This window comes from Candidatus Cryosericum odellii, from assembly GCF_003570935.1.
Lineage (GTDB): Bacteria > Caldisericota > Caldisericia > Cryosericales > Cryosericaceae > Cryosericum > Cryosericum odellii.
Genome location: NZ_QXIU01000201.1, coordinates 1 through 8,527, shown reverse-complemented (window position 1 = coordinate 8,527; position 8,527 = coordinate 1). Strand labels below are relative to the sequence as shown.

The window sequence follows — 8,527 nt, the reverse complement described above, 5'->3', positions numbered from 1 at the left end:
TTACGGGACGACGTCAGCACCAGATCGGCCCCGAAGTCATGACTCATGCCAACATGCTGAACACGGTAGCCCAGATGGACAAACAGCACTGCCAGGAACTCCTCGAACTGTGTACCGTCCATGGCGTCGATGGACCTCAGCGTTGCTCCGTGAAACACTCGGTCGCGATGGATACGGATGACGATGCCGACCACTGCTATCAGAACAAGAAGCGCGGCAGTTGCCACCAGGGAAGGAACGAATGGCAGAAATGCATTCCAGACGGCAGTCACGGTCCTGGCGGCCCACTCCGCTGTCCACTGCTGCAGTGCACCCAGAAGCCTCTGGATGTCAGGCAAGCAGCGCCTCGATCTCCGCCTTTCTGCTCATGGCTGCATCATACCCTCGCACGACATACCCGTGGACGTCCGCAGGTGCACAGCCCTTGAGATCAGGCCGGATGACCAGATCAGCCACCTCGAGCTCCGGCCTTGCGATGTTGTTGAACATCAGGTTGAGCGAACGCTCGAGCAGTTTGGGGATGTTCAGGCTGGGCTTGTACTCTTCTTGCTGATCCGGATCATACAGTGACACCGCAATGACCCTCGTTGCGCCCCGCTTGCGCAGCTCAGTCACGGGAACCGGCAGCGACATGCAGCCATCCAGCAGATGCTGATCACCGGACTCGACAACCGGAAACATGCCTGGCAGGCTGAAGCTCCCGGACAAGGGACCCCAGATGTCTCCACTGTCAAAAAGAAGGGCTTTACCGGTCTGCACGTCGGTCGCGGCGATGCAGACGGGTTTCTTGAGAGCCTCGAAAACCGTCACCGGGAGTGATTTACGGAGAGCGGCGCGCAGGCGCAAGGGCGTCGTCAGGCCACTCACGGAAATGGCGGACCCGAGCAGCGTGGCCACCTGGGCGCCATGCTTGACGCTGAGGACTTCCAGTGCGTCGGAGTCGAAGCCCGCCGCACTGAACACGGCTACTACAGCGCCCATCGAAGCACCCGAAAACAGGTCGACCTGGATGTGAAGCTCTTCCAACGCCCGCAGCACGCCTATGTGCGCATACGCAAATACCCCGCCCGAACTGAGAGCCAGGCCAAGCTTTTGCTTCTTGCAAGTCGTCATCGCGACTCCTCCTGTTTTGGGGCCAGGAATGATCCCCTTCTTAGCAGTATATTGCGGATACGGCAGCTGGACAACAGCGCTCCTTACCTTATCAACCGGCTTGACATGACCCCTTCCATCCTATACTTGGAGTGACATCAGGAGGCACTTATGGCCATTTTCGACGTCATGGGACCGATTATGATCGGACCCTCCAGTTCGCACACGGCAGGTGCTGCCAAGATTGGCTATCTGGCACGACGCGTCTATGGCAAGCCTGTCCGAAGAGCTCGTATCATACTCTATAATTCGTTTGCAGAGACGGGATGGGGTCACGGCACGGACAAAGCGATCCTGGGCGGTATCCTGGGATTGCGCGTCGACGACCCCCGGATCAAGCAAAGCTACGACATTGCCGCGCAAGAAGGGGTCGATGTCGCCTTCGAGCAGGCAATCGACCCGGAAAAACACCCCAACTGCGCCTCTATCACGTTCACCGATCCCAACGGGGGACACCCATTTGTGGTTGAAGGCATTTCTGTCGGAGGGGGTTCTGTCAAGATTGTCGGTATCAACGGCGCACGGGTCGATTTCTCAGGCAAGCACAACCTGCTCTTCGTTACATATCGCGACGTCCCCGGCATGATGGCGCTGCTCGGCGATGCTCTCGGCACACGTGGCATCAATGTTGCCTATGCCCAGATCTCACGTGACAAGAACACTGGAGGCGCAATGGCGATCATGAAACTCGACCAACCCTGCCCCGACGACCTCGCCGGCTATTTCCGGTCAAACACAGGCGTCACCGACGTCGTGACCATCAACAAACTGGGGAACGAATATGAGCGCGCCGAAGAAGACTGAAGAGCTGGACGAGATCAGGCGCATCCGCATCCACGGTCTTTCGGACGCGCGTCGTCTCATGGAAGAATATGACATCCCGACACTCGCCGGGTTCTTCGTGATGTATGAGTCCAAGAACCAGGAACTGCCCGAATCCGAGGTCCTCTCGCGTATGCGCACCATCCTCGACGCCATGCGCGGGACGCTGCGAGAGGGACTGGAGCACTCGAACCGGACCCCCTCAGGCATGATCGACGGTGGTGCCGCCCATATGGATACCTTCATCCAGGGAGGCGGGTCACTGGTCGGGAATCAGTTCAGCACCGTCATCCGCAATACCCTGGCTGCGGCAGAGAACAACGCGTGCATGGGACGGATCGTCGCGGCCCCCACGGCAGGCGCGAGCGGCGTTCTTCCAGGCGCCTATCTGACGATCGCCGACGGTCATCATGTCGCCGAGGAACGCATCCTGCAGGGACTGTTCGTTGCAGAGGGTATCGGGGAGTGCATCGCCATTCAGGCCTCGCTATCGGGTTCACAGCACGGCTGTCAGGCCGAGAACGGTTCCGCCGGCGCCATGACAGCGGCAGCCCTCGTTTCCCTTTTTTCTGAAGATCAGGAGGCGATCGAAAGCGCTGCGGCCTTTGCGCTGAAAAGTGTCCTCGGGCTCGTGTGCGACCCCATCGCCGGACTGGTCGAGATCCCCTGCGTCAAGCGCAACGTCATGGCCGCCGTCAACGCAGTTGCCAGCGCGGAGATGGCACTCGCCGGCATCCGGACGGTCATCCCCTTCGATGAAGTCGTCCGGGCCATGGACCATATCGGCCGCGACATGCCGAGTTCCCTCAAGGAGACGTCACTCGGTGGACTCGCGGCCACGCCCACCGCGGTTCGCATCGCTGCCGAATTCAAGAGGACGCGACCATAACGCTTCGCTGCTCAGCGGCAGCATAGAGGCTCGGGCGGTCGTCAGACATCCAGCGACCAGCCCTTATTGACCACTGACTCGAGCGCTATGAAAGGGGCGGACGCCGAGAGGAGCCTTCCTCGTAGTACTCTGCAGGCAGCATGATAAGAGCTGCCACCAGGCCAAAGAGTCCGGTAAACGCCCCGATGAAGAACCAGCCAGCCGCATCGCGTCCTTTCGAGCTGGCTATGCGCGACGTCAAGTAGCCAAATACGATAAACCCCAGCAGCGCGAACAATAACCAGAACCCTCCAACTAGCACACTAGCACACTATTCACAGTCTAAGCCCCCATAAAGAACTATTGTCTCCACATCGATCCTCCGGTTTTCTGAGTCTGATCCCACACCGCTGGCGCAAAGACCATATCCTTCGAGGAACACATATCAGTATGGCAGTCCTGTGACATGTTCAAGGCCCGCGCCGCAAAGACGACGGTCCCCCGAGGAACAGTCTCCGCATCCTGGCCCACATTCTTGCGCTCCGCTCTCGGCGTACTATGATTAAGTAACGTGATTCAAAAGGAGCAGCGCACATGAATCAGCCTCAGGTTCGAAAAGGTGGAATCCTGGTCGCCGTCGCGTCGGCCATCATCTACAGCGGCGTCTCGGTCCTCGCCAAGTTCGCGTACCGGTACAACCTGAGCCCTGTGCAGCTGCTCAAGGAGCGCTATCTCCTCGCCAGCATCATCCTGGTCGTGATCATCGGGCTCCTGAACTGGCACTTGCTGTTCCCGCGCAACTGGCATGAGGCAGGCGTCCTCCTTGGCTTTTCGGCCGTGTTCGTCACCGGGCCGACGTTGCTATACTTCACCGCCCTCCGGCTGCTGCCTGTATCGACCGCCATGTTTCTGTTCCATTGCTACCCCGCCTTCGCCGGCCTGTTCGCCTGGATCTTCCTGCATGAACGCGTGACGCGCGGCTACCTGGCATCCGTAGGAGTCATCGCCGTTGGCCTGCTGCTTCTGCTGGGCGCGAGCTTCCACAGCGTCTCCGGGATCGGCATCCTGACCATGCTGGCCTGCACTGTGGCCTATGCGCTGTACGCCGTACTCTCGCAGCGCGTCATCCGTGGAGTCGACCCGCGCACACTCGGTCTCTACAACCAGGTGGCCCCCGCCATGGTTCTGTGCCTCCTCACCATAGGCCAGCCCGTCTTCTACCCAGCCGTTTTCAGCTCCCGTACGGCTATGCTGGTCTTTGCCGGCATCGGTCTATCGGCCGCAGGCGGCATGTTCCTGTTCGTACAGGGCATCGCCATGATCGGCGCTCAGCGTGCCGTCATCATCGACTCTCTGGAACCCGTCCTCTCTGCCCTGTATGCCCTGGTGCTCCTTGGCGAGCGCATGAAACCTGTTGCCCTTATCGGAGGCATCCTCATCGTCGCCGGCGTTGTTATCGGCAACCTCCCATCAACAAAACACAACGTCCCGTCGACATTGCCTTCAACCACCGCCCAATGAAGAAGGAGCCAAGACGATTGTCAGCCTGAGATGACTGCCGTGCTGGAATATTTGCCGTTTTGCATCTCGTGTTATACTCTCCACAATCAGAGGACTCTGAGAGCAGATTTCTTCAGGGGGAGGAAGAATGGCAAGAGGCCACAGCGAGAAGTTCAGGCGCACAATAGCGGCTTCCGCCCACAAGCGGACTGAGACGTCCGGGGTATCACGCGGTGACAAGGCACTCATCTACGAGGGCGAACTGGAGACCATGGCCCGGTTCGCCACAGACTATCCAAGTATCGAGACCGGAGGAGACCTCTTTGGTTTCTGGACCCACACGGGTTCACCGGTGATCGAGTACGTGCTGGGACCAGGCGAAACTGCTGAACACGACGATGCGGCCTTTTACCAGGAGTCCTCGTTCCTCAAGTCTGCCGGCGCTATTCTCCACGACCTGCACGGCCTGCAGCACGTCGGCACCTGGCACTCCCACCACAGACTCGGTCTCACGGTACCGTCCAGCGGCGACTCCAGCACGATGCAGCGAGCACTCGACAAGAACGGGTTCAATGCCTGGTTGCTCACGATATGCAATTTCGCCGACAAGTCCGACAGAGTCGAGATGCGCGCCTATCTCTACCGTACACACGGAGGCGGAGAACGCCGGCAGCTGACGTGGCTCATCCTGCCCGGTTCCAGCCCCATACGCATTGCCATGGAAGCCGTCAAAGGATTTCCACACGGCGAACCGCGCACTGCCGCCTCAACCTACGAAGCCATCCCCAGCACAACCTTTGCCGTCATGGCAACCACGCCGCAGACAACCAGCCCGACCTTTCCCGTCTCCTCGTTCATGGCAACACCCGAAGGGCGTGGTGAACTGCACCGCTTCTTCCAGGGGTTGTCGGCGCTCGAACAAGACGTTGAGATCCTACAGCGAGAGGATGGAAGGGTGTCGTTGGCCTTTGAGCGCGACGGCTACGCCTTCGAGGTTGTTTTCCCACATTCCTACCCTGTCGTCAAGCCCGTCGTCGAATGTCGACCCGTGGACATTCCAGCAGGACAGGAGGAGTCCTGGAAAACCCCGCGCACCCTGTTTGTAGCCATGGACCGTGGCGACAATATCGTTACACGCATCGAGGATCTGGTTACAACGTTCCTTGTCAATCGGGAACACACGGGGTCTGACGTTCCCCGCGACAGAGTGGGCTGAATCCCATGGGCTGGTCTTCGCAGCAGTCAGCAAGACTACGCCTCGAAATGGACGTCCTGTCGCGCTACTTCCCGACCTTCTTCCTGAAAGACAGCATCATCCCCGGTCATGCCATCATCGAGGGGACCTTGCGCTCCAATGCNNTCATCGAGATCGTCAGTCCCGTTCTCCGAGACCGTTTTGGGCACTCCCTGGTCGACCTGGGAACGTCATACCCGATGCACCTGCTGAAACCGGAGAACGGCGTCGTACGCATCTGTCACTACAGCGCCTCTCACTGGAGTCCCAATGTCACATTCTCCAAAGTCCTGCTGAAAATCCGGGCCTGGATCGAAGCCTATGAAGGCCATCTGGATAGCGGCTATGCCATAGACCACTATCTGCCACACATGACAGCCTGACCACGAGGAGGAACACGATGGAAGAGAAAGACTCTAAAGGCGTCCTGGATCATCTGGCACAGATAACACAGGGCAAGACGACAACCAGAAAGCTGGTTTTTGACCCACGAACACAAGAGCTGGTGCTTGTCGACGCCAAGTCCCCTCAGCTCTCGCCGGACGCTGTGACGGCGGATGACCCGACGCGCGACGGCTTCTTCGCCTGCTGACTGCCATGACGCCCTTGGTTTACGTGCTTGAGGAACAGGTCCGTGACCTGCTCAGCCAGACGGGAGACGTCCGCCTGCTCGATGGTGTTGCTTATGGGTTCGACGACTGGACAGTCTTTCACGCCTACACCGAGAAGCCTTCTTCAACGCCTTCCGGGTTTACCTGCCCGTGCGTCGCAATGCGTTCGGACACTGAGGGGTTCGTCGACGAAGAGACGCTCATGCTGCAGGTTCGCAGCCGTGTCGCCCCCGACGGGAGGCCCATCGTGGTCCTGTTGGCAGGAACCGACGCGGCGGGTTCACCCTCCTGCCGCGCACTTGTCCTGACCGAGAAGGGCGTATCCGGCGCAGACACACGGTTTGTCCCTCGCCGCTCCGAGTTATTCACCCGCAACACAGGGCTCCTCGAAGTGTCGGCCCTTGCCGACAAGAAGGTCGTCATCGTCGGCCTTGGAAGTGGCGGTTCCCCCATCGCTCTNNGAACTGGCCCGCGCAGGAATTGGCCATTTCACTCTCATGGACTTCGACCGGCTCGAGCTGGGAAATATCAGCCGCCACGTGTGTGGTGTAAACGATCTCGGGAGGTACAAGACGCTCGCGGTGCGGGACCAGATGCTGCAGAAGAACCCGTATGCCGACGTCTCGACCCTGGAGATCAACGTCAACCAGTCGTTGAGCCAGGTCGAGGATGCCGTCGCGGCATGTGACCTGCTCATTGTCGCCTCTGACAATGACCAGAGCCGTTTCAACCTCAACCAGATNNTGGAAGGGCCCCTGCTACAACTGCGTCTTCTCCTCGGGTCTCATCGACGGCCGTGAAGAGGAGATGTCTCAGAAGCGACAGGCTCTCGCCGTATTGCCTGCCTACGTCGAGGAAGGCAAGATCAACACCATGATCCAGATCGGGCTGTCCTCTGACATCGCCCCTATCGCGAACATGATGGTCAAAATGGCACTGGTGGAACTGTCACGCGGCATCGAGACCGGGATGAGCACGGTCGACGAAGACCTCGCCTCGGATTTCTACGTCTGGGCAAACCGGCGCGAAGAAGCCTATGCAAACTGGCCCCGCATGGGCTTCAAGTGGACACACCCGAGTATCCTTCGATGGTATGGCGCCCGTATCGACCGTGATCCAGACTGCCTGGTGTGCGGTGGCCACCTGGAGGAAGAACCAGCGACATAACGTCATACCCTGCGTGCAAGACATGTGCTAGAAGAAGTCGTTGCGATCATCCACCCTCGTGTTCAGCAAGCGCAACGCGATAAACAGGATACCGAAAACGATACGAACGATGAGCCAGATGACATGCCCGGCCACGGCCCAGCCGTTCAAGTCTCCCTGCGCCTGCTGGTCCGGGACGTTGGCCCACACGTCACTGAACTGACCACCTCTCGTGCGCTCCTGAGAGCGCATCGCCTCCCACATCGCCTCAGCTTCGGCCTGCCGCTCCCGCGGGTCCGCCCCCGCGTTGCCCCACTGTGAATTCCACGTGGACTGGGGTCCCGCACCGGCAGTAGGGTTGCGGTATGCAGACTGTCCGTAGCTGCTGGGAGCAGCGGTCTCACCCCAGCTCTGCGACGATGCACTGATCTGGGCGTCGTACTGCTGCCGCTCCTCAGGGTTGCCGAGGACGTCGTATGCCGCGTTGACCTGTTCCATCATGAGTGCGGCACTCGCGTCGCCGGGGTGCAGGTCCGGATGGTATTTCCTCACCAGGACCCGATACTGCGAGCGGATCTGCTCCTGGGGCGCCGACGAGCTCACGCCCAGAACGCCGTACAGGTCCTTGTCAGGCGTCACTATCATCATCCTCCGCGTCCGTCGGGAGCCCGACAGCTTCGGCCAGATTCCGTTCCTGGGCTGCCCTCGCCGCGTCGCCCATGGCGTCACACGCCATGCTCATGACAAAGTGGAGTTGTGCTCGTATCTCAGGGTCCGGCGATGCTGCCTCGAGAAGCAGTCCCTGCTCGTACTGGCGCATAGCCTGCTCATGTTCCCCGGCGGCCTCGGAAACGTCTCCGACCGACCGCATGGCCTCGGCCTGCAGCAGCGTGTCACCGCACAAATGGGCCAGCGAAAACGCTCCCATTGCCTCACTGCGCGCGGACGCCAGGTCCTGCCGGGCAAGGCTGACCTGTGCAAGAGCAAGCAGCGCATTGATCTGACCAGCGCAGTCGTCTGCGGCGCGCGACACCTCGAGAGCGCGACTGTCCTCGTACATCGCCTTCTCCCAGTTGCCCACCTCCGCGTACATCGCTCCCAGGTCGGACGAGATGTGATAGACAAGCTCAGGGTCGGGCTCCAGTTGAGCCGCCAGTTCCTCCGCCTTCGCGGAGAACCTGATGCCGCGCGGGA

General features: G+C 60.0%; 13 protein-coding genes. 7 read left to right on the top strand and 6 right to left on the bottom strand.

Annotated elements, in window-relative coordinates:
• On the bottom strand, nucleotides 1-338 hold a 338-nt coding region (locus tag SMC5_RS08090; RefSeq protein ID WP_165849037.1), incomplete at its 3' end, for a restriction endonuclease.
• Entirely contained in the window at nucleotides 331-1,113 is a 783-nt protein-coding gene (locus tag SMC5_RS08085) for a patatin-like phospholipase family protein (RefSeq protein WP_119120304.1), read from the bottom strand. The genes SMC5_RS08090 and SMC5_RS08085, both read right to left, overlap by 8 nt.
• 150 nt (nucleotides 1,114-1,263) lie before the next feature.
• Here SMC5_RS08085 and sdaAB point away from each other — a divergent pair, with 150 nt between their 5' ends.
• Nucleotides 1,264-1,956 carry an L-serine ammonia-lyase, iron-sulfur-dependent subunit beta gene (gene sdaAB, locus SMC5_RS08080; RefSeq protein ID WP_119120303.1) on the top strand — a complete coding sequence of 231 codons (693 nt, stop codon included), beginning with the start codon at nucleotides 1,264-1,266 and terminating at the stop codon, nucleotides 1,954-1,956.
• A complete protein-coding gene (gene sdaAA / locus SMC5_RS08075) occupies nucleotides 1,934-2,863 on the top strand; it encodes an L-serine ammonia-lyase, iron-sulfur-dependent, subunit alpha (protein ID WP_207799159.1) in 930 nt (309 codons plus the stop codon). Before sdaAB ends, sdaAA begins: the two co-directional genes overlap by 23 nt.
• Before the next feature lie 85 nt (nucleotides 2,864-2,948).
• On the opposite strand, the gene SMC5_RS08070 is transcribed toward sdaAA, so the two are convergent.
• Complete coding sequence (locus SMC5_RS08070) at nucleotides 2,949-3,140, bottom strand: hypothetical protein (RefSeq protein ID WP_119120302.1); 192 nt, start codon at nucleotides 3,138-3,140, stop codon at nucleotides 2,949-2,951.
• 296 nt (nucleotides 3,141-3,436) lie between these two features.
• Here SMC5_RS08070 and SMC5_RS08065 point away from each other — a divergent pair, with 296 nt between their 5' ends.
• The 3 genes from SMC5_RS08065 (at nucleotide 3,437) to SMC5_RS08050 (ending at nucleotide 6,168) form a co-directional block, all read left to right on the top strand.
• On the top strand, nucleotides 3,437-4,363 hold the full coding sequence (locus SMC5_RS08065; RefSeq protein ID WP_119120301.1) for a DMT family transporter: 927 nt from the start codon (nucleotides 3,437-3,439) through the stop codon (nucleotides 4,361-4,363).
• A gap of 127 nt (nucleotides 4,364-4,490) precedes the next feature.
• Nucleotides 4,491-5,558 carry a hypothetical protein gene (locus SMC5_RS08060; RefSeq protein ID WP_119120300.1) on the top strand — a complete coding sequence of 356 codons (1,068 nt, stop codon included), beginning with the start codon at nucleotides 4,491-4,493 and terminating at the stop codon, nucleotides 5,556-5,558.
• A 418-nt stretch (nucleotides 5,559-5,976) separates the two neighbouring features.
• Entirely contained in the window at nucleotides 5,977-6,168 is a 192-nt protein-coding gene (locus SMC5_RS08050) for a hypothetical protein (RefSeq protein ID WP_119120298.1), read from the top strand.
• A gap of 124 nt (nucleotides 6,169-6,292) precedes the next feature.
• Here the strand turns inward: SMC5_RS08050 and SMC5_RS10485 are convergent, their stop codons facing one another.
• Nucleotides 6,293-6,562 (bottom strand): hypothetical protein, encoded by a 270-nt coding sequence (locus SMC5_RS10485; protein WP_126854976.1) that lies wholly within the window; start codon nucleotides 6,560-6,562, stop codon nucleotides 6,293-6,295.
• A gap of 62 nt (nucleotides 6,563-6,624) precedes the next feature.
• Between SMC5_RS10485 and SMC5_RS08045 the strand changes: the two genes are divergently transcribed.
• Complete coding sequence (locus SMC5_RS08045) at nucleotides 6,625-6,987, top strand: ThiF family adenylyltransferase (RefSeq protein WP_119120297.1); 363 nt, start codon at nucleotides 6,625-6,627, stop codon at nucleotides 6,985-6,987.
• A gap of 7 nt (nucleotides 6,988-6,994) precedes the next feature.
• On the top strand, nucleotides 6,995-7,354 hold the full coding sequence (locus SMC5_RS08040; protein WP_119120296.1) for a hypothetical protein: 360 nt from the start codon (nucleotides 6,995-6,997) through the stop codon (nucleotides 7,352-7,354).
• 27 nt (nucleotides 7,355-7,381) lie between these two features.
• On the opposite strand, the gene SMC5_RS08035 is transcribed toward SMC5_RS08040, so the two are convergent.
• A complete protein-coding gene (locus tag SMC5_RS08035; RefSeq protein ID WP_165849035.1) occupies nucleotides 7,382-7,972 on the bottom strand; it encodes a J domain-containing protein in 591 nt (196 codons plus the stop codon).
• On the bottom strand, nucleotides 7,962-8,527 hold a 566-nt coding region (locus SMC5_RS10790), incomplete at its 5' end, for a tetratricopeptide repeat protein (protein ID WP_165849034.1). The genes SMC5_RS08035 and SMC5_RS10790, both read right to left, overlap by 11 nt.

Excerpts from the sequence above, each read along its gene's own strand:
- SMC5_RS08085 (WP_119120304.1), bottom strand. The coding sequence starts at position 1,113 with ATGACGACTTGCAAGAAGCAAAAGCTTGGCCTGGCTCTCAGTTCGGGC.
- sdaAB (WP_119120303.1), top strand. The coding sequence starts at position 1,264 with ATGGCCATTTTCGACGTCATGGGACCGATTATGATCGGACCCTCCAGT.
- sdaAA (WP_207799159.1), top strand. The coding sequence starts at position 1,934 with ATGAGCGCGCCGAAGAAGACTGAAGAGCTGGACGAGATCAGGCGCATC.
- SMC5_RS08065 (WP_119120301.1), top strand. The coding sequence starts at position 3,437 with ATGAATCAGCCTCAGGTTCGAAAAGGTGGAATCCTGGTCGCCGTCGCG.
- SMC5_RS08060 (WP_119120300.1), top strand. The coding sequence starts at position 4,491 with ATGGCAAGAGGCCACAGCGAGAAGTTCAGGCGCACAATAGCGGCTTCC.
- SMC5_RS08050 (WP_119120298.1), top strand. The coding sequence starts at position 5,977 with ATGGAAGAGAAAGACTCTAAAGGCGTCCTGGATCATCTGGCACAGATA.
- SMC5_RS08040 (WP_119120296.1), top strand. The coding sequence starts at position 6,995 with ATGTCTCAGAAGCGACAGGCTCTCGCCGTATTGCCTGCCTACGTCGAG.